Annotated in this window: 15 protein-coding genes; 11 read left to right on the top strand and 4 right to left on the bottom strand. The window is 73.9% G+C overall.

The annotated features are described in order from the left end of the window. Positions 1 to 108 precede the first annotated feature (108 nt). From HBO46_RS03740 to HBO46_RS03775, 8 genes are all read left to right on the top strand, one after another. Positions 109 to 1,011: a hypothetical protein gene (locus HBO46_RS03740; RefSeq protein ID WP_224769360.1), complete on the top strand. Its 903-nt coding sequence runs from the start codon at positions 109 to 111 to the stop codon at positions 1,009 to 1,011. 37 nt (positions 1,012 to 1,048) lie between these two features. After that, positions 1,049 to 2,644, top strand: coding sequence for an acyl-CoA ligase (AMP-forming), exosortase A system-associated (locus HBO46_RS03745; RefSeq protein ID WP_166136627.1), 1,596 nt, complete (start codon positions 1,049 to 1,051; stop codon positions 2,642 to 2,644). Next, positions 2,644 to 3,870: a pyridoxal-dependent decarboxylase, exosortase A system-associated gene (locus HBO46_RS03750; protein ID WP_166136624.1), complete on the top strand. Its 1,227-nt coding sequence runs from the start codon at positions 2,644 to 2,646 to the stop codon at positions 3,868 to 3,870. The genes HBO46_RS03745 and HBO46_RS03750 overlap by 1 nt, the downstream gene beginning before the upstream one ends. 50 nt (positions 3,871 to 3,920) lie before the next feature. Beyond that, positions 3,921 to 4,205: an acyl carrier protein gene (locus HBO46_RS03755; RefSeq protein ID WP_166136621.1), complete on the top strand. Its 285-nt coding sequence runs from the start codon at positions 3,921 to 3,923 to the stop codon at positions 4,203 to 4,205. Between the two features lie 321 nt (positions 4,206 to 4,526). Then, positions 4,527 to 5,249 carry a hypothetical protein gene (locus tag HBO46_RS03760; protein WP_166136618.1) on the top strand — a complete coding sequence of 241 codons (723 nt, stop codon included), beginning with the start codon at positions 4,527 to 4,529 and terminating at the stop codon, positions 5,247 to 5,249. A 139-nt stretch (positions 5,250 to 5,388) separates the two neighbouring features. Then, positions 5,389 to 6,696 (top strand): glycosyltransferase family 4 protein, encoded by a 1,308-nt coding sequence (locus tag HBO46_RS03765; RefSeq protein ID WP_166136616.1) that lies wholly within the window; start codon positions 5,389 to 5,391, stop codon positions 6,694 to 6,696. A 10-nt stretch (positions 6,697 to 6,706) separates the two neighbouring features. Beyond that, a complete protein-coding gene (locus tag HBO46_RS03770) occupies positions 6,707 to 8,035 on the top strand; it encodes a UDP-glucose dehydrogenase family protein (protein ID WP_166136613.1) in 1,329 nt (442 codons plus the stop codon). Next, entirely contained in the window at positions 8,035 to 8,712 is a 678-nt protein-coding gene (locus HBO46_RS03775; protein WP_166136610.1) for a methyltransferase type 11, read from the top strand. Before HBO46_RS03770 ends, HBO46_RS03775 begins: the two co-directional genes overlap by 1 nt. A 21-nt stretch (positions 8,713 to 8,733) precedes the next feature. On the opposite strand, the gene HBO46_RS03780 is transcribed toward HBO46_RS03775, so the two are convergent. Genes HBO46_RS03780 through HBO46_RS03790 form a run of 3 tightly spaced genes read right to left on the bottom strand, consistent with a single transcriptional unit; the run spans position 8,734 to position 11,765 of the window. After that, positions 8,734 to 9,744 carry a TolB-like translocation protein gene (locus HBO46_RS03780; protein WP_166136608.1) on the bottom strand — a complete coding sequence of 337 codons (1,011 nt, stop codon included), beginning with the start codon at positions 9,742 to 9,744 and terminating at the stop codon, positions 8,734 to 8,736. Beyond that, the gene (locus HBO46_RS03785; protein WP_166136605.1) at positions 9,741 to 11,036 is read right to left on the bottom strand and encodes an MFS transporter; all 1,296 of its coding nucleotides are present in this window, start codon (positions 11,034 to 11,036) and stop codon (positions 9,741 to 9,743) included. The genes HBO46_RS03780 and HBO46_RS03785 overlap by 4 nt, the downstream gene beginning before the upstream one ends. 12 nt (positions 11,037 to 11,048) lie before the next feature. After that, positions 11,049 to 11,765 carry an ICP22 family protein gene (locus HBO46_RS03790; RefSeq protein ID WP_166136602.1) on the bottom strand — a complete coding sequence of 239 codons (717 nt, stop codon included), beginning with the start codon at positions 11,763 to 11,765 and terminating at the stop codon, positions 11,049 to 11,051. Between the two features lie 480 nt (positions 11,766 to 12,245). Between HBO46_RS03790 and mfd the strand changes: the two genes are divergently transcribed. From mfd to HBO46_RS03805, 3 genes are read left to right on the top strand one after another with little or no spacing between them, the layout of a single operon-like run. Next, positions 12,246 to 15,833 carry a transcription-repair coupling factor gene (gene mfd / locus HBO46_RS03795; RefSeq protein ID WP_166136599.1) on the top strand — a complete coding sequence of 1,196 codons (3,588 nt, stop codon included), beginning with the start codon at positions 12,246 to 12,248 and terminating at the stop codon, positions 15,831 to 15,833. Positions 15,834 to 15,841: 8 nt separating this feature from the next. Continuing rightward, positions 15,842 to 16,552, top strand: coding sequence for a hypothetical protein (locus HBO46_RS03800; protein WP_166136596.1), 711 nt, complete (start codon positions 15,842 to 15,844; stop codon positions 16,550 to 16,552). A gap of 10 nt (positions 16,553 to 16,562) precedes the next feature. Further along, a complete protein-coding gene (locus tag HBO46_RS03805; protein WP_166136592.1) occupies positions 16,563 to 17,198 on the top strand; it encodes a MazG family protein in 636 nt (211 codons plus the stop codon). A 79-nt stretch (positions 17,199 to 17,277) separates the two neighbouring features. On the opposite strand, the gene HBO46_RS03810 is transcribed toward HBO46_RS03805, so the two are convergent. Further along, the gene (locus HBO46_RS03810) at positions 17,278 to 18,579 is read right to left on the bottom strand and encodes an HNH endonuclease signature motif containing protein (RefSeq protein ID WP_166136589.1); all 1,302 of its coding nucleotides are present in this window, start codon (positions 18,577 to 18,579) and stop codon (positions 17,278 to 17,280) included.

Genomic DNA, 18,579 nt, shown 5'->3' on the forward strand with positions numbered 1-18,579 from the left:
GCGACCGGGACGGGGGCGTCGGGGCGAGGCGGAGCTGCCTCCCCACCATTGGGTACGCGCCGTCGCTTCGTCCGACCGCCCCGTGGGGGTCTCCCTACGTTGATCGCCATGCTGAAAGAGGGGCTGGAGGGGGCGCGCGACGGCGCCCGCGGCGGCAGGGTCCGCGTCGAGCCCATCCATCGCGCCGACCTGCCCGAGGTCGGCGCGTTCCTGCATGCCCACCTCAACGGGCGGTTGAGCCCTGCGCAGTGGGCGGCGGCCGCGGACCCGACCTGGCCGGGCGAGGCACCCAACCACGGCTTCCTGCTGCGTGCGGGCGAGGGCGCCGACGCGGAGGTGGTCGGCGTCCAGCTGGCCTTCTACGCCGAGCGCCCCGTCGACGGCGTCCCGGTGCGCTTCTGCAACCTCGCGGCGTGGTGCGTGCGCGAGGACCAGCGCAGCCACGGCCTGCGGCTGCTGCGGGCGGTCCTCGCGCAGCGCGGTCACGTCTTCACCGACCTCTCCCCGAGCGGGAGCGTCGTTCCGCTCAACGAGCGGCTCGGGTTCGAGCACCTCGACACCACCACGGCGCTGGTGGCCAACCTCCCCGGCCTCGGACGCGGTCGCGTCGTCACCGACCTCGACGAGATCGAGGCACGTCTCGAGGGCGAGCAGCGACGGATCCTGCGTGACCACCGCGGCGCCGCCGCGGCCCGGCACCTGCTGGTGGTGGCCGGCGGGGAGCAGTGCTACGTCGTCTATCGCCGCGACCGGCGCCGGGGGCTGCGGCTCTTCGCCACGCTGCTGCACGTCGAGGACCCGGCCGTGCTGGCCCGCCACCAGGGAGTGCTGGGTCGCCACCTGCTGGCCCGCGGCCTGCCCGTGACGCTCGCCGAGATGCGCCTGCTGTCCGGCCGGCCGGCCGCGTCGGTGCTGCTGGCCCGCCCGCGTCCCAAGATGTTCCGCGGCACCGGCGTCCCGGCGTCCGCGGTCGACAACCTGTACAGCGAGCTCGCGCTCGTCGCCTGGTGAGAGCCCAGTGACGGCGCGCGCCCAAGGGGGACCCCCGATGCGAGTACACCTGCACGACCTGCTCGAGGAGCAGGCACGATGCCGACCCGACGCGCCCGCGCTCACCGCCGGCGAGCAGACCCGCAGCTACGGCGAGCTCGCCGCGACCGTCCGGGAGGCCGCCGCGGGGATGCGTCTCCTCGGCCTCGCACCCGGCGACCGGGTGGCGGTCCTGCTCGACAAGCGCCTGGAGACGGTGGAGTCCATCTTCGCCGCGTCGTACGCCGGGGCGGTGTTCGTCCCGGTCAACCCGCTCCTCAAGGCCGAGCAGGTCGCCCACGTGCTCGCCGACTGCGACGTGCGCCTGCTCGTCACCTCCGCGGCCCGCTGGCGGGCGCTGCGCGGGGCCGCGCACCTGCTGCCGGCACTGGAGCGGGTGGTGTTCGTCGACGACGCGGAGCACGCGACCGACCCGGGCGACGGCGCGGTGCAGGTGGGCTCCTGGGCAGCGCTGCGCGCCGGCGGCCGCGGGGCCGCGCCCGGAACGGTGGACCCCCGCGCCGGCGTCGACTCCGACCTCGCCGCGATCCTCTACACCTCCGGCAGCACCGGTCGCCCGAAGGGCGTCGTGCTCAGCCACCGCAACCTCGTGGTCGGGGCCGAGAGCGTGAGCAGCTACCTCGACAACGGCCCCGACGACGTCATCCTCGCGGCGCTGCCGCTGAGCTTCGACGCGGGGCTGAGCCAGGTCACCACCGCGTTCGCGGTCGGGGCGCACGTCGTGCTGGTCAATTACCTGCTGCCGCGCGACGTGGTGCGGCTGTGCGCGCGCCACGGCGTGACCGGGCTGACCTGCGTGCCCCCGCTCTGGATCCAGCTGGCCGGCGTGGAGTGGCCGCCGGAGGCGCGGGGGCTGCGCTACTTCGCCAACACCGGCGGGCGGATGCCGCGCGCGACGCTGACCCGGCTGCGCGAGCTGTTCCCGCAGGCGCGCCCGTTCCTGATGTACGGCCTCACCGAGGCCTTCCGCTCCACCTACCTCGACCCCGACGAGGTGGACCGGCGCCCGGACTCGATCGGGCGCGCGGTGCCCGACGCGGAGGTGCTGGTGCTGCGCCCCGACGGCACCCCGGCGGCGCCGGGGGAGGAGGGCGAGCTGGTCCACCGCGGCCCGCTGGTCGCCCAGGGCTACTGGAACGACCCGGAGCGCACCGCCGAGCGGTTCCGTCCCGTGCCCGACCCGCACGCCGCGTGGCGGGCGCCGGAGCGCGCGGTGTGGTCCGGCGACGCGGTGGTCGCCGACGCGGAGGGCTTCCTCTACTTCGTCGGCCGCTCCGACGACATGATCAAGACCTCCGGCTACCGGGTCAGCCCGAGCGAGGTCGAGGAGGTCGCCCACGACACCGGGCTGGTCGGCGAGGCCGCCGCGCTCGGTGTGGAGGACGACCGGCTCGGGCAGCGGATCGTGCTGGTCATCAGCCCGCCCGCCGGCACGCCCGACCCCACGGCGTACGACGCGGGGGCGCTGCTCGCCGAGCTGCGCCGTCGCCTTCCGCTCTTCATGGTGCCCGCGGAGGTGCGCGTCCTCGACGAGCTGCCGCGCTCGCCGAACGGCAAGTTCGACCGTGTGCTGCTGCGCAAGGAGGTCTCCTGATGGACGTCGAGCACCACCTCGAGCGATTCGGCACCGCCGACGGCCAGCTCTGCGTCGGCGGGGTCCCGCTGGGCCGGCTGACCGCCCGGGTCGGCAGCACGCCGTACTTCGCCTACGACCGCGACGCGATCACCGCACGGGTGCAGCGGCTGCGCGCGGCACTGGGCGCCGAGGTCGAGCTCGGGTACGCCGTGAAGGCCAACCCGATGCCGGCCGTCGTGGGCCACCTCGCCGGTCTGGTGGACTGGCTCGACGTGGCCTCGGCGGGGGAGATGCACGTGGCCCTGGACGCCGCCGGGTCGCCTGAGCGCACGAGCTTCGCCGGGCCGGGCAAGACCGACGCCGAGCTCGAGCAGGCGGTCGCGGCCGGTGTGCTGGTCGAGCTGGAGTCCGCCGGCGAGGCGGACCGGGTCGTCGGTGCCGGCGAGCGGGTCGGGCTCCGCCCCCGGGTCGCGGTCCGGGTCAACCCGGACTTCGTGGTCAAGGGCTCCGGCATGCGGATGGGCGGCGGCCCCCAGCAGTTCGGCGTGGACGTCGAGCAGGTGCCAGGACTGCTGGACCTGCTGGCCGAGCGTGACCTCGCCCTCGAGGGCTTCCACCTCTTCGCCGGCTCGCAGAACCTGCACGCCGAGATCATCGCCGAGGCCCAGCAGCGCACCGTCGAGCTGCTCCTCGCCCTGGCCGACAAGGCCGCGGGGCCGGTGAGCTACCTCAACCTCGGCGGCGGCTTCGGGATCCCCTACTTCGACAAGGACCAGCCGCTCGACCTGCCCCGCGTGGGGGAGCAGCTGCGGGTGCTCGTGGAGGAGCGGGTGCGCCCGGCGCTGCCCGACGCGCACGTCGTCGTGGAGCTCGGCCGGTTCCTGGTGGGGGAGGCGGGGGTCTACGTGACGCGGGTGGTGGACCGGAAGGTCTCCCGCGGCACCACCTACCTCGTCGTCGACGGCGGCATGCACCACCAGCTCGCCGCCTCCGGCAACTTCGGCCAGGTGATCCGCCGCAACTACCCGCTCGTCGTCGGCGACCGGCTCGACCAGCAGCGCACCGAGCGCGCCGACGTCGTGGGCTGCCTGTGCACCCCCCTCGACGTGCTCGGCACGGGTGTCGCGGTGCCGGACGCGCAGGTCGGCGACCTCGTCGTGCTGTTCCAGGCCGGCGCCTACGGCCGCAGCGCGAGCCCGCTGGGCTTCCTGGGCCACCCGGCACCGCCGGAGATCCTCGTCTGAACCGCCCGCCGCGCCCACCCAGACCCGCACCCCGCCAGCCAGGAGGAACCATGACCGAGACCGCGCCGACCCGCCCGACCGAGACCGGTCCCGACACCTTCGTGCAGGTCCGGGCCGTGCTCGCGCGGACCCTCGGCATCGAGGACCGCGAGGAGGCCCTCGGGCCGGACACCGCCCTGCTCGGCGAGCTCCCCGAGCTCGACTCGCTCGCCGTCGTCGAGCTGGCCAGCGCCCTGGAGGAGCACTTCGACATCGTCATCGACGACGAGGACTTCACCGGCGAGGTGTTCGAGACCCTCGGCTCGCTGGCCGCGTTCGTCTCCGGGCGCGGGTGAGCGGAGCCACCACCGGCACCTACCCGGAATTGGATACGGAGGGTTCGCAACGGCGGGGGAATGAGCAAGGGTTGCTCGTCGGACCTCAACGGAAGGGCCACTGTCGTGTCTCCGTCTCCCCGCCGAAACTGCCTGCCCCTGGCGATCGCCGGTCTGCTCGCCGCGTCGATCCTGGCGCCGGCGTCCGTCGCGAACGCCGAACCCATCCCGGAGCCCGTGGCGGAGCTGTCCTCGGCCGCCCCAGCGCCGAGGGCCGCGGCAGGTGAGTTCCCCACCAGGCGTACGACGGGTGTGCCTCGTGGGTGGAAGCCGGATCGGATCGTGCGCGGCGACCTGCGCGTCACCGAGAGCGGGGCGCAGATCAGCGACGTGCGCATCATTCGCGGCGACCTGCTCATCGATGCCCCCGACGTGACCGTCCGTCGGGTCGAGGTCCGGGGCGGGCGTATCGAGAACTTCACGGGTGCGACCTGTCAGACCGGTCTGCGCATCATCGACACGACGGTGCGACGGGCCCGTGGCCAGCAGACCTCCGGTGACCGGCCGGTGATCGGCACCGGCGGCTACGTCGCGGACGGAGTGAAGATCGTCGGTCTCGCGGAGGGGTTCCGCGTCGGTGGGAAGGACGACTGCGGGGGTGTCGAGATCCGCCGCTCGTTCGTCCGCGTGGTGTCGCCGGACATCTGCGGCGACTGGCACGGCGACGCGCTCCAGGGCTACGACGGCGGGCGGCTCGTGCTGCGCGACAGCGTGCTGAAGCTGGTGGAGCGTCGCGGCTGCGGGGGCACGGCCCCGTTCTTCTACCCCGCCGGCCAGGGCAACACCTCGGTCGACATCGACGGCCTGGTCGTGTCCGGCGGGGGGTACGCCTTCCGCCTCGGCCAACCCGGATCCGTACGCCGTCTCCACGTCGTCCCCGATGCCAGTGCGTACGGGCCGATCGAGGTCGCGTGCTCGGCGCTGAGCGTCTGGGAGGCGTCGATCGCGTCCCTGGGACCCACCGGACAACCGCGTCCGAGGGCTGCGCTGCGCTGCCGGGACTGACCTCCGTGCGTCCGCGACGACCGACCCGGTGGGCGGCCGCAACGGGTCGGCCAGACGTCCCCGGAGGGGTGCTCATCACTATTGGTGAAGTGGCACTTCTTCGTCGGAGGGCCCACGTCGGGCTCGTGAGATTGGAGGTATGCCCGCCGTCGCGCATGTCCTCGTCATCGTGCAGAACCTGCCGGTCCCCCTGGACCGTCGGGTCTGGCTGGAGTGCCAGGCCCTGCGGTCCGCCGGGTACGACGTCAGCGTCATCTGTCCGAAGGGCCCGGGGGATCCACGGCTGGAGATCATCGACGGCGTCCGCATCCACAAGTACCGCCCCGCGCCCGCGGCCGCGGGCGCGCTCGGCTACCTGGTGGAGTTCGTCTACTCCTGGCTGCGCACGACCTGGCTGAGCCGGCGGGTCTGGCGGCGCCAGCCCTTCGACGTGCTCCAGGCCTGCAACCCTCCCGACACCTACTGGGCCCTCGCGCGGTACTGGAAGCGGCGCGGCGTCCGTTTCGTCTACGACCAGCACGACCTCAACCCCGAGCTGTTCCTGTCCCGCTTCGGCGAGCCCACCGGCCTGGCCGGCCGGGCGCAGCTGGCCGGGCTGCGCTGGCTGGAGCGGATGACCTACCGCACCGCCGACCACGTCATCTCCACCAACACCTCCTACCGCGACATCGCCTTCGCCCGCGGCGGGCTCGGCCCCGACGAGGTGACGGTGGTGCGCAGCGGCCCGGACACCGAGGCGATGCGCCCGGTCCTCCCGGCCACCGACGTGCTGCCCGCGCGGCGCCACTCGCTGGTCTACCTGGGGATCATGGGCCCGCAGGACGGCGTCGACCTGGTGCTCGACGTCGTCGACGAGCTGGTGCGGGCGCGGGGACGCCAGGACGTGTGCGCGACCCTGCTCGGCTTCGGCGACTGCTACGAGGACCTGGTGCGCCGCAGCCACGAGCTCGGCCTGGACGACGTCGTGACCTTCACCGGCCGGGCCGGACCGGAGATGATCGCCGAGCACCTCAGTGCCGCGACGCTCGGCGTCTGCCCCGACCTGAAGACGCCGCTCAACGACGTCTCCACGATGAACAAGACCATGGAGTACATGGCCTACGCGTTGCCGTCGGTGGCCTTCGACCTCGTCGAGACCCGGGTGTCCGGCCAGGACAGCTGCCTCTACGTCCCCTCGGGCGACGTGTCCGCGTTCGCCGACGCCGTCGAGCTGATCCTCGACGACCCCGAGCGCCGCGAGGCGATGTCGCTGCGCGCCCGCGAGCGGGTCCGCGAGGTCCTCGACTGGCGCCCGCAGCGCGCGGCGTACCTCTCGGTGTTCGACCGTTTGGTCGGCCGTGACCCGTCCGACCCGGCGTACGTGCCGGACACCCCCGACGAGCTGGGCCGCTTCGTGCGCGGCCGCGGCCCGCACCCGACCCCTCGGCGCCAGCCGCTGGGCGCATGAGGAGGAACTGATGCACATCTCGGTGATCGGCTGCGGCTACCTCGGCGCGGTCCACGCCGCCGGCCTGGCGGCGTTCGGGCACGACGTCGTCGGCATCGACGTGGACGCCGACAAGGTGGCCCGGCTGGCCGCCGGGCAGGCACCCTTCTTCGAGCCCGGTCTGGCCGACCTGCTCGCCGCCGCGACCGGCTCGCTGCGCTTCACCACCGACCTGGAGGCCGCGGCCGGCTGCACGGTGCACTTCGTCTGCGTCGGCACCCCGCAGCTGCCCGGCGAGAACGCCGCCGACGTCAGCCACGTCGAGGCCGCCGTGGAGATGCTGGTGCCGTACCTGCGCCCCGGCGACGTGGTCGTCGGCAAGTCCACCGTCCCGGTCGGCACCGCCGAGGCGCTGCTGGCCGAGCTCCGCGGCGCCTGCCCCGGCGTGACGCTCGTGTGGAACCCCGAGTTCCTGCGCGAGGGCCACGCCGTCCAGGACACCCTGCACCCGGACCGGCTGGTGGTCGGCCTGGCCGAGGACGGCGACGCCGACCACGCCCGGGCCGTGCTGCGCGAGGTCTACGCCCGCCCGATCGCCGGGGGCGTCCCCGTCATCGAGACCGACCTGGCGACCGCGCAGCTGGTCAAGGCCGCCGCGAACTCCTTCCTGGCCACCAAGATCTCCTTCATCAACGCGATGGCGGAGGTCTGCGAGGCCTCCGGCGGCGACGTCGTGCAGCTCGCCGCGGCGATCGGTCACGACGCGCGGATCGGTCAGCAGTTCCTGCGTGCGGGGCTCGGCTTCGGCGGCGGCTGCCTGCCCAAGGACATCCGCGCGTTCATGGCCCGCGCGGGCGAGCTCGGCGCCGACCAGGCGCTGGCGTTCCTGCGCGAGGTGGACGCGATCAACCTGCGCCGCCGGGTGCGCATGGTCGACCTGGCCCGGGCCGAGTGCCACGGCTCGATCGTGGGTCGCCGGATCGCGATCCTGGGCGCGGCCTTCAAGCCCGACAGCGACGACGTCCGCGACTCCCCGGCCCTCAGCGTCGCCGCCCAGATGTCGCTGCAGGGCGCCGAGGTCGTGGTCACCGACCCGCAGGCCATCGACAACGCGCGCCGCCGCTGGCCGGACCTGAAGTACGCCTTCACGGCCGAGGAGGCCGCGACCGGGGCCGACCTGGTGCTGCTGCTGACGGAGTGGCGCGAGTACGTCGACCTCGACCCCCACGAGCTGGGCGCCCTCGTGCAGCGGCGGCGGGTGCTGGACGGGCGCAACGCCCTCGACCCGGCGCGCTGGCGGGCCGCCGGCTGGACCTATCGCGCGCTCGGCCGACCGCTCACCGAGGCCCGGTCGTCCTGATGGCGACCACGACGGGGGCCTCCCGGCTGCGCGAGCTCATGGTGGACTCGCCCACCTCGGTGGGGGCGCGGCGCCGGGCCCAGCGCTGGGAGCTCTTCCAGCAGCTCTTCCCCTCCCTCGACCAGATGCGCGTGCTCGACCTCGGCGGCACCACGGAGGCCTGGCACCGCGCGCCGGTGCGACCGGCCGAGGTGGTCGTGCTCAACCTCCGCGAGCCCGGCGAGACCTCCGAGCCGTGGCTGCACCCGGTGCTGGGCGACGCCTGCACGGCGCGGGAGGTGCTCGCCGCGGCCGGCGCCCCCACGGCGTACGACCTGGTGTTCTCCAACTCCCTGATCGAGCACGTCGGCGGGCACGCCCAGCGCGCCGCCCTCGCCGCCGAGGTGCACGCGCTGGCCCCGCGACACTGGGTGCAGACGCCGAACCGCTACTTCCCGGTCGAGCCGCACTGGCTCTGCCCGGGCCTGCAGTTCCTGCCCCTCGGCGCCCGCGCACGGGTCGCGGCGGTGTGGCCGCTCGCCCACAGCCGCCCCGACACCCGTGCGGACGCGTTCGCCGAGGTGCAGTGGACCGAGCTCATCGGTCGCGCCGAGATGCGCGCCTACTTCCCGCGCTCCGAGCTCCACCACGAGCGGATGGCCGGCCTCACCAAGTCGCTGATCGCCGTCGCCCGCTGACCCTCCGCCGAGTCGGCGGGCTCAGCGGACCACGGCGGGCGACCAGGCCTGCTCGATCAGCAGCCGGGGCTCGGCCGTGGCCGTGGTGTCCAGCGCCCAGACGTCGGTGACGCCGGGCTCCTCGGTGCGGGGCAGCCCGTAGAGGATCGTGTCCTCGTCGAGCCACGCCGCCTGGTCGTCGACGCCTGCCGCCTCACCGGCCAGCACCGTCTCGGTGCCGGTGGCCAGGTCGAGCACCGCGAACGACCAGTGTGTCCCCGCCTCCGGGCCGTCGACCTTGTAGGCCAGCCGGGTGCCGTCGGGGGAGAGCGAGGGGCACTCGGCGTTCTCGCGGAGCCCGGTGAGCGTGCGCGCCTCGAGGTCGCCGCGCACGAGGTAGGTGCGACCGCCGGTCGCCGCGGTGGCGTAGAAGGTCCGGTCGTCGAGGAAGGTCACCCCCCACAGGTTGCGGTCGGCGGGCCGCACCTCCTCGCCGTCGAGGATCAGGGCGAACCGCTCGAGGTTGCCGCGCCCCTCGCCGCCGACGTCACGGATCTCGGTCGCGGTGGAGAAGCCGGTCTGCATGTAGGAGTGCCCGCTGACGAACGTCGTGGTCGCCACCAGGTCGGCATCGGGGGAGAGGCGGGTGCGGCTCGGGATCCCCGGCAGCGAGACGCGATGCTGCTCGGTGAGGTCGGCGTCGAGCTCGCGCAGCTCGTAGCGGGTCACCACGCCGCGCAGCGTGTGCAGGCACGACACGGTGCCGCCCACCGCGTCCACCCGGTCGCAGGCCACGTCGCTGATCACCCGCTCGCCGCCCGGCTCCGCGAGCGGTACGCCGGCGACCAGGCCGAAGCGGCTGTCGGTCCCGGTGTGGCGGAACAGGATCCGCGGGCCGTCCGGCAGCCCCGCCCGCCCCGCGACCGGTACGCCGGGGGGCGCGTCGTGCCGGTCGCGGTAGCGCTCGGCGTCGCGCAGGGCGAACACCGTGGTGGCCGCGGCGACGAGCACCAGGAGCGCGACGAAGACCCCCACCCGCAGCCGGCGGCTCACCGTGCCGCCTCGGCCCGGTCCAGCGGCGCGAGCACCACGAGCGCCGGCACCACCACCACCGCCAGCGCGGCCGCGACCAGCAGCAGCGCGGCCCCCGGGCCCACCCAGAACCACAGCAGCCCAAAGCCGGCCGAGGCGGCCATCCGGGCCAGCGCGACGACGGTCTGGGCGGAGGCGATCCCGCTGGCGCGCAGCGCGGGGGTGACGACCCGCCCGGCGATGGCAGCGAGCACCCCGTCGGTCGCGGCGTAGAAGAGGCCGAGCAGCGCGAGCGCGACCACGGTGCCCAGGGCGGGCGCCAGCGGGGCGGCGGCCGCGACGTAGGCCGCCAGCAGCGCCACGTGGCCGAGCACCATCGTCCGCGCCCGGCCGTACCGGTCGGCGATGCGTCCCAGCGGCAGCGCGAGCAGCAGGTAGGTCACGCTGGTGCCGACGTAGAGCAGCGGGAACCAGTGGGCCGCGAAGCCGCCGCGCTCGAGCAGCGCGAGGTAGACGAACCCGTCGCCGACGCTGAGCAGGCCGAGCACGCCCGCGACCACCAGCAGCCGCACCATCCCCGGCGCGGCCAGGTCGCGCCAGCGGGGGCCAGGGCCCCTGGGCCGGGCGGGTCGCACCGCCGCGGGGCTCGCCGTCCCCGCGGACGCCGGACGGTCCTCCACGAACAGCCCGAGCAGCACCACGCCGAGCAGCGCGAAGCCCAGCGAGACCATCATCACCGTGAGGTAGCCGTCGGGGATCCACCACAGGATCGCGAAGGCCAGCACCGGTCCGATCACCGCGCCGACGGTGTCGAGGCTGCGGTGCACCCCGAACGCGTACGCCGTGTGCTGCGGCGCGGTCGCGGCCGAGATGATCGCGTCGCGCGGCGCGCTGCGGATGCCCTTGCCGACCCGGTCGGCGGCGACCACGGCCGCGATCGCGCCGACGCCGGTGGCCAGCAGGAAGCCCACCCGGGCCACGCAGCTCAGCGCGTAGCCGGTCAGCGCGACCCATTTCGGATGTCCGCTGCGATCCGCGCTCCAGCCGCCGGCGATCCGCACCAGGGCGCTGACCCCCTGGTAGAGCGCGTCGATGAACCCGTAGGCGAGCGTCGAGACGCCCAGGCCCACCGTCAGGTAGAGCGGCAGGATCGCCGCGACCGACTCCGAGGAGATGTCGGTGAGCAGGCTGACGAAGCCGAGGGTGACCACGACCGGGGCCACCCGGCGGGGCGGGGGCGCCGACGACGCGGACACCGAGCCGGAGCTCCCCGCCTCCGGTGCGGGCGGTACCTGGCGCAGCGAGACGTACACGTCAGGACCGCGTCAGGTCCGTCGGGTGCGGAGCACGGCGAAGACCGCGTAGGAGCCGTCCTCGGGGGATGCGGTGACCACCACCGAGCTGGCCTGCCAGGCGAAGAAGGCCGCCTCGGCGCCGCTGGCCGCCCGCCCGGGCACCTCGCGGAAGCCGAGGGCGCTCAGGTGCCGGCGGTAGAAGGCGAGCACCTGATCGGCCTCGCCGCCGGTGGCGGTGAAGGTGACCTGGAGCCGCCCCGGCGCGGGGGAGACGCTGGAGGTCAGTACCCGGGTCCCGGGTGCCAGTGGGAGGACGCGTCGGGGGTGACCGTCCACGAGCTCGCCCTCGGCGGACCCGGGTCCGTCGACGGTGCGGACCACCGGGTCGCGGCGCTGCCCCGGACTCGTCCCCGGCAGCTTTCCGGGCCCGGCGCCCGGATCGGCCCGCCCGGTCTCGGACCCGGTCCCGGGGTCGGCCTCGATGCCGCCGGGACCCGGGTCGGCGCCGTCGCTGGGCGGCGAGCCGGGCGGTCGCCCTGACGTCTCGCCCTCGCCGGGACCTCCCGGCGCGTCGGGGTCGGGGTCACCACCCGTGCCGTCCGTGGCGCCGGCCGAGAGGGCGGCGGAGACCGGGTCCGAGGGGTCCTGGCCGGGGTCCTCGCGCAGGGTCGCGATCACCACCGCGCCCAGGCACAGCACCCCGAGGACGTACAGGACGAGGAACCGGCGGCCGAACTGCACCCTCATCGTCCCTCCTGGGAGGCGGCGCGCCCCTCGGCGCCGCACCCCGTGAATCTAGGAAGCGCCCGGAGGGGTCGAAGGGCAACCCCGACCACATACCCAATCCGAGGGAGGAGGGTCGGAGGAGGGCTGTACCGGCACCCGGGCAGCGTCGCCGCGCACGGGGGGAAGTGGGCGACCCATCAGTCGTCGGGCTGCCCGCCGGGGGGTCGGACCACGCACACACCGGTGGGAGTGGACTCCCGCAGCGGGGGCGGCTGGGAGCGTTCTCACCGGTTCGACGACTGATGGGTCGAGGGGTCGCAACCCCGGGCACCACCCTGCGCGAGGACGACGCCCGCTGCATCCCCAATATGCGGCAGCCGCGGAGCCGTTCGTGTCGGAGCGCTTCCGTAGACTCTCGGGGTCCCTCCGTGTCGGTCCCGACCGGGGGCGCTCGTGCTGCCGTCCGGCGCGAGCGACCACTCCGAACTTCCGAGGAGCCACGTGAGTCTCAACGGCCTCGCCGATGCCGTGCTCGCCGACCCGACCCTCGCCGGTGCCCTGGCCGACGCCGGCCCCGGAAAGGTCAGGTCCCTGGACCTCACCGCCCCCGAGTCGCTGCGCCCGTTCGTGGTCACCGGCCTGGTCCGCGAGGGCCGCACGGTGCTCGCGGTGACGGCGACCTCGCGCGAGGCCGAGGACCTGGTCGACGCTCTCGGCTGCTTCCTGGACCCCGCGACGGTGGCCTACTACCCCAGCTGGGAGACGCTGCCGCACGAGCGGCTCAGCCCCCGCAGCGACACCATCGGGCGCCGGCTCGCGGTCCTGCGCCGCCTGTGCCACCCCGGTGACGACGTCAGCAACGGGCCCCTGCAGGTCGTGGTCGCGCCGGTGCGCTCGGTGCTCCAGCCGCAGGTCAAGGGCCTCGGCGACCTGGCCCCGGTGGAGATCGTCTCCGGCGCCAGCGCCTCCCTCGACGACGTCGTACGCCGGCTGGCCGACGCCGCCTACTCGCGCGTCGACCTGGTCGAGAAGCGCGGCGAGTTCGCGGTGCGCGGCGGCATCGTCGACGTCTTCCCGCCCACCGAGGAGCACCCGCTCCGGGTGGAGTTCTGGGGCGACGAGGTCGAGGAGATCCGCGCCTTCTCCGTCGCCGACCAGCGCACCCTGGAGAAGGTCGAGCGGCTCTGGGCGCCGCCGTGCCGCGAGCTGCTGCTCACCGAGGAGGTGCGCGCGCGTGCCGCCGAGCTCGGCCGCAGCCACCCCCAGCTGCTCGAGCTCACCGACAAGATCGCCGCCGGCATCGCCGTCGAGGGCATGGAGTCCCTGGCCCCGGTGCTCGTCGACGACATGGAGCTGCTGGTCGACCTGATGCCCGCGCGCACCCACGTGCTGGTCATGGACCCCGAGCGGGTCCGCACCCGCGCCCAGGACCTGGTCGCGACCAGCGAGGAGTTCCTCGGCGCCAGCTGGGCCGCGGCGGCCAGCGGCGGGACGGCCCCGATCGACCTCGGCGCCGCGTCGTACCGCTCGGTCGGCGACGTACGCGACCACGCCCTCGACCTGGGGCTGCCCTGGTGGACGCTGAGCCCGTTCGGCCTCGACGACCAGCAGGCCGCGCCGGTCCCGTCCTCGGCCGAGGACGCCGGCGTGCCGAGCCGCGGGCTGCCGATGCGCCCGGTCGACGCCTATCGCGGCGACACCGAGCGCGCCACCCGCGACCTGCAGCGCTGGACCGACGACGGCTATCGCGCGGTGCTCGTCTACGCCGGGCACGGCTCCGCGGAGCGTGCCGTGGAGGTGCTCAGCGAGCGGGACGTCTCCGCGCGCTTCCTCGAGGGCATCGAGAGCGGCGAGGAGCTGCTGCCGACCACCGTGGCGGTCACCGTCGGCGGGCTGGCGCACGGCTTCGTCGACGACACCAACCGGCTGGTGCTGCTGACCGGCGACGACGTGTCGGGGCAGAAGAGCTCCACGCGCGACATGCGCAAGATGCCGGTGCGCCGGCGCAAGCAGATCGACCCGCTCGAGCTCAAGACCGGCGACTACGTCGTGCACGAGCAGCACGGCGTGGGCCGCTTCGTGGAGATGAAGCAGCGCGAGGCCGGCGGCGCGGTGCGCGAGTATCTCGTCCTCGAGTACGGCGCCTCCAAGCGCGGCGCCCCGCCGGACCGGCTCTACGTGCCGGCCGACGCCCTCGACCAGGTGACCCGCTACGTCGGCGGCGAGCAGCCCAGCCTGGACCGTCTCGGCGGCGCCGACTGGACCAAGCGCAAGAACCGCGCCCGCAAGGCGGTCCGGGAGATCGCCGCCGAGCTGATCAAGCTGTACGCCGCGCGCCAGGCCACCAAGGGCTACGCCTTCGGCCCGGACACGCCCTGGCAGCGCGAGCTCGAGGACGCCTTCCCCTTCACCGAGACCCCCGACCAGCTCAGCACCGTCGAGGAGGTCAAGGCCGACATGCGCCAGACCGTCCCGATGGACCGGCTGATCTGCGGCGACGTCGGCTACGGCAAGACCGAGATCGCGGTGCGCGCGGCGTTCAAGGCGGTGCAGGACGGCAAGCAGGTGGCCGTCCTGGTGCCGACCACGCTGCTGGTCACCCAGCACCTCTCGACGTTCGCCGAGCGGATGAGCAACTTCCCGGTCAACCTCAAGGCGCTCTCGCGCTTCCAGAGCGACAAGGAGGCCAAGGAGGTGATGGCCGGCCTCGCCGACGGCACCGTCGACATCGTGGTCGGCACCCACCGGCTGCTGAACCCCGACATCCGGTTCAAGGACCTCGGCCTGATCATCGTCGACGAGGAGCAGCGCTTCGGTGTCGAGCACAAGGAGCAGATGAAGCGGCTGCGCACCTCCGTCGACGTGCTCTCGATGTCCGCGACGCCGATCCCGCGCACCCTGGAGATGGCGATCACCGGCATCCGCGAGATGTCCACGATCGCGACCCCGCCGGAGGAGCGGCACCCGGTGCTCACCTACGTCGGTCCCTACGAGGACCGCCAGGTGGTCGCCGCGCTGCGCCGCGAGCTGCTCCGCGACGGCCAGGTGTTCTACATCCACAACCGGGTCAACTCCATCGAGAAGGCCGCCGCCCGCCTGCGCGAGCTGGTGCCCGAGGCGCGGGTCGCGACCGCGCACGGCCAGATGGGGGAGAAGCAGCTCGAGCAGGTCATGCTCGACTTCTGGGAGAAGCGCTTCGACGTGCTGGTCTGCACGACGCTGGTCGAGTCCGGCCTCGACGTGTCCAACGCCAACACGATGATCATCGAGCGTGCCGACACCCTCGGCCTGTCCCAGCTGCACCAGCTGCGCGGCCGGGTCGGCCGCTCGCGCGAGCGGGCATACGCCTACTTCCTCTACCCCGGCGAGAAGCCGCTGACCGAGACCGCCCACGAGCGGCTCGCGACCCTGGCCCAGCACTCCGACCTCGGCGGCGGCATGGCGATCGCGATGAAGGACCTGGAGATCCGCGGCGCCGGCAACCTGCTGGGCGGCGCGCAGTCCGGGCACATCGAGGACGTCGGGTTCGACCTCTACGTCCGACTGGTCGGCGAGGCGGTCAACGAGTTCAAGGGCGACACCGAGCCCGAGCTCAACGAGGTGCGCATCGAGCTGCCGGTCGACGCCCACCTGCCGCACGACTACATCCCCAGCGAGCGGCTGCGCCTGGAGATGTACAAGCGCCTGGCCGAGGTGCGCACCGACGAGGACGTCGACGCCATCAACGAGGAGCTCGTCGACCGGTACGGCGAGCCGCCGATCGTCGTCATCTCGCTGCTGCTGGTCGCGCGGTTCCGGGCGCGGGCGCGGCAGGCGGGGGTCGGCGAGGTCACGATCGCGGGCAAGAACGTCCGTTTCGCACCGGTCTCGCTGCCCGAGTCGCGGGTGGTGCGGCTGAACCGGATGTACCCGCGCTCCATCGTCAAGCCCCAGGTCGACACGATCCTGGTGCCGCGACCGCAGACCGCACCGGTCGGGGGCAAGCCCATCGACGGGATCGCCCTGCTTGAATGGGCCCGCCATGTGATCGACGCCATCATCGACCCCGACAATGCGGTCACCAAGACCGACCCGAAGTCGAAGCCCTAGGAGCCCCTGTGCGCCGTCCGCTCGTGTCCCTCGCCGCCGCCGTCGTCCCGCTCGTGCTGCTCAGCGGCTGCGGAGCCGTCGGCACCGACCTGCGCCCGGGGGCCGCCGCGGTGGTTGACGACGAGGTCGTGTCGATGTCGGAGGTCGAGGACGTCAGCGACAGCCTGTGCACGGTGCTGGTCAGCCAGACCGCCCCGGGCGCCGCTCCGGGTGCCCCCGCCGCGTCGTACCCCATGGGCGTGGTGCGCGCCGCCGCCCAGCGCGGCCTCGCGCTCAACATCGTGGCCGACCGGATCGCGGCCGAGCAGGGCATCGACGTGAGCGAGGACCTGGAGGCCGGGATCGCGACGGTCCGCAACGCCTACCAGGGCGTCGACCCTGCGCTGCTCGAGGAGGCGATGCCGGGGTTCACCGGCGACGGCCACCTCGACCTGGTGCTCACCGCCTGGGGTCGCGAGGACCTCGGGGAGCAGGCCACCGAGGAGGAGGCACGCGCCCGCGGCTACGAGCTGGGCGCCGAGTGGGCCGACGAGCACGGACTGGAGTCCAACCCGGTCTTCGACAGCCTCGAGATCGGCGAGGGCGGGGTCGCCGCCGCGCGCGAGGACCTGTCGGTGCCGGCCTCCGACTGGGCCCGGATGGCCGCCACGCCGGCGTCCCAGGCCGAGGTCGCCGAGGTCACCCGTGGGCTGCCCGCCAACCAGCTCTGCAACGGCTGAACGAGCCGCGATGCCGGAGACCGGACCGGGGGCGCCGCCCGCGCTGGAGGAACTGCTCGAGGTGATGCGCCGACTGCGGGCCGAGTGTCCGTGGAAGGCGGAGCAGACGCACCGCTCGCTCGCGCGCTACCTGCTCGAGGAGACCCACGAGACCCTCGAGGCCATCGACACCGGCGACGCCGCACACCTGCGCGAGGAGCTCGGCGACCTGCTGCTGCAGGTGTACTTCCACGCCGTCATCGCCGAGGAGTCCGGCGCCTTCGACCTCGACGACGTCGCCCGCGGCATCACCGACAAGATGGTGCGCCGCAACCCGCACGTCTTCGCGCCGGCCGAGCCAGGCGCGGACCGCGAGCGCCCCGGTGACGCCGCCGCCGTCAACGAGGCATGGGAGGCGATCAAGGCCGAGGAGAAGAGTGCCCGCACCTCGGTCCTCGACGGCATCGCGCCCACCCTCCCTGCCCTGCTGTACGCCGACAAGGCCCTCGACCGCCTCGCCCGTGCCGGCCGGCCGCTCACCCCCGACCCCGCCTCGCCCGACCTCGGCGAGCGCCTTCTCGCCCTGGTCGCCGAGGCCCGCGCCGCCGGGATCGACCCCGAGCAGGCGCTCCGCGACACCGTCCGCGAGCACACCCGCGGCCACTGACCGTAGGTCCGCTGGTCAAGACCCGCACAGGGGCGTGGCCCCGCCTGCTGGGTGCTGGCGGGGTCCGGGGGCGGGCGATCTACTCGTCCGGCGGGTGGGCGGTGAGGAGGCGAGTGGTGGCCCGGTCCTTCACGAGGTGAAGGCCGTGGGGTGATCGCCAGAGGTAGGTCGCGGCGTCGGTCTTGTCGTAGGTCCAGGCCGTGTGGGTCTTGGCCCGGTGATGTCGCCGACACAACGGCGCCAGGTTGCAGCTGCACGTCGGTCCGTCCGCACCGTGTGCGGTGACGTGGTCGGTGTCGCAGCGGCGGGCCGGGCGTTCACACCACGGAAAGGCGCACACCGGCTGGGTGAGCCGGGTCTGCTCGGTGAGCTTGTCGGGGATCGCATAGGCGTCGGTGTGGTGGTGGCCCTCGAGGTCGATGACCGGCTTGATCACCACCTGCGCGTCGCTGCTGCACCAGTCGCGGACCTGGTCGGTGGAGACGATCGAGCGGGTCTCCTCGACGTGGGCGATGCCGGCCTCGTTGCGACTGATCGCAGCGTCGGAGAGGTGGACGTGGATGACGACCTGCCGCGGCTTGAGGACCGACGCGGTGCCGTCACCTGCTTCGGCGCGGAGGTCGAAGGCGAGCTGTCGTCGGGCGAGCTCGCCGGCGGCCATCGAACGACGCACGTCCAACGACTCGGCGGACCCGAGCACCGCCAGCTCCTCGGCTCCGTGGCGGATCGCAGTTTCCAGGTCCATTGCGTCGGCGAGGTCGAGGACCCCTTCGACGTGGACGATGCCCTCGTGGGCGGCCTCGCGGGTGTGCACGTCGAAGCGTCGCCCGTCCGCGGCCTCGCGGCGCTGCTTCTCCGCACCCTCGGGGTCGAACATCGCCCGGGCTCGGTCGACGAGCCGCCCGATCGCCGCCCACCCGATCTTGTCGACGGACGCGGCGAGCTGGCGGTCCACGAACTCGGCGCCGGCCGGCGGCAGCGTGGTGGTGAGCTGCGCGATCCGGCGTCCCTTCCAGACGGGGACGTCGCCGGCGCGAATGCGCTTGAAGATCCGCGGCAGCCGGTGGGCCAGCTCCAGGGCATCGCCGACGAGGCCTCGGGCGGCGTCGGTGGACATGCCGAGCGCGGCACCGAGCTCCATCGGTGCGAACTCCGCGACCAGCGGCGTCCCCTCACCTGCGAGCGGGACTGCCAGCTCTCCGAACACCAGCCCGGCGGCGGGCTCAGCGTCGGTGACCGTCTCCTCCGGGTGCATCGCCGCCCACACCAGGGCGGCCTCCAGGATCAGCACCTCGCCCCGCTGCACCGCGGCCCGCTGCTCCTGCGCGAACGCCAGCACGGCGGCTGGGGTGTCGCAGTCGGGGAGCTCGTGGTCGGGCAT

It is taken from the genome of Nocardioides ochotonae (assembly GCF_011420305.2).
GTDB lineage: Bacteria > Actinomycetota > Actinomycetes > Propionibacteriales > Nocardioidaceae > Nocardioides > Nocardioides ochotonae.

Coding starts and splice junctions, on each gene's coding strand:
- HBO46_RS03740 (WP_224769360.1), top strand. CDS start 109: ATGCTGAAAGAGGGGCTGGAGGGGGCGCGCGACGGCGCCCGCGGCGGC.
- HBO46_RS03745 (WP_166136627.1), top strand. CDS start 1,049: ATGCGAGTACACCTGCACGACCTGCTCGAGGAGCAGGCACGATGCCGA.
- HBO46_RS03750 (WP_166136624.1), top strand. CDS start 2,644: ATGGACGTCGAGCACCACCTCGAGCGATTCGGCACCGCCGACGGCCAG.
- HBO46_RS03755 (WP_166136621.1), top strand. CDS start 3,921: ATGACCGAGACCGCGCCGACCCGCCCGACCGAGACCGGTCCCGACACC.
- HBO46_RS03765 (WP_166136616.1), top strand. CDS start 5,389: ATGCCCGCCGTCGCGCATGTCCTCGTCATCGTGCAGAACCTGCCGGTC.
- HBO46_RS03770 (WP_166136613.1), top strand. CDS start 6,707: ATGCACATCTCGGTGATCGGCTGCGGCTACCTCGGCGCGGTCCACGCC.
- HBO46_RS03775 (WP_166136610.1), top strand. CDS start 8,035: ATGGCGACCACGACGGGGGCCTCCCGGCTGCGCGAGCTCATGGTGGAC.
- HBO46_RS03790 (WP_166136602.1), bottom strand. CDS start 11,765: ATGAGGGTGCAGTTCGGCCGCCGGTTCCTCGTCCTGTACGTCCTCGGG.
- HBO46_RS03805 (WP_166136592.1), top strand. CDS start 16,563: ATGCCGGAGACCGGACCGGGGGCGCCGCCCGCGCTGGAGGAACTGCTC.
- HBO46_RS03810 (WP_166136589.1), bottom strand. CDS start 18,579: ATGCCCGACCACGAGCTCCCCGACTGCGACACCCCAGCCGCCGTGCTG.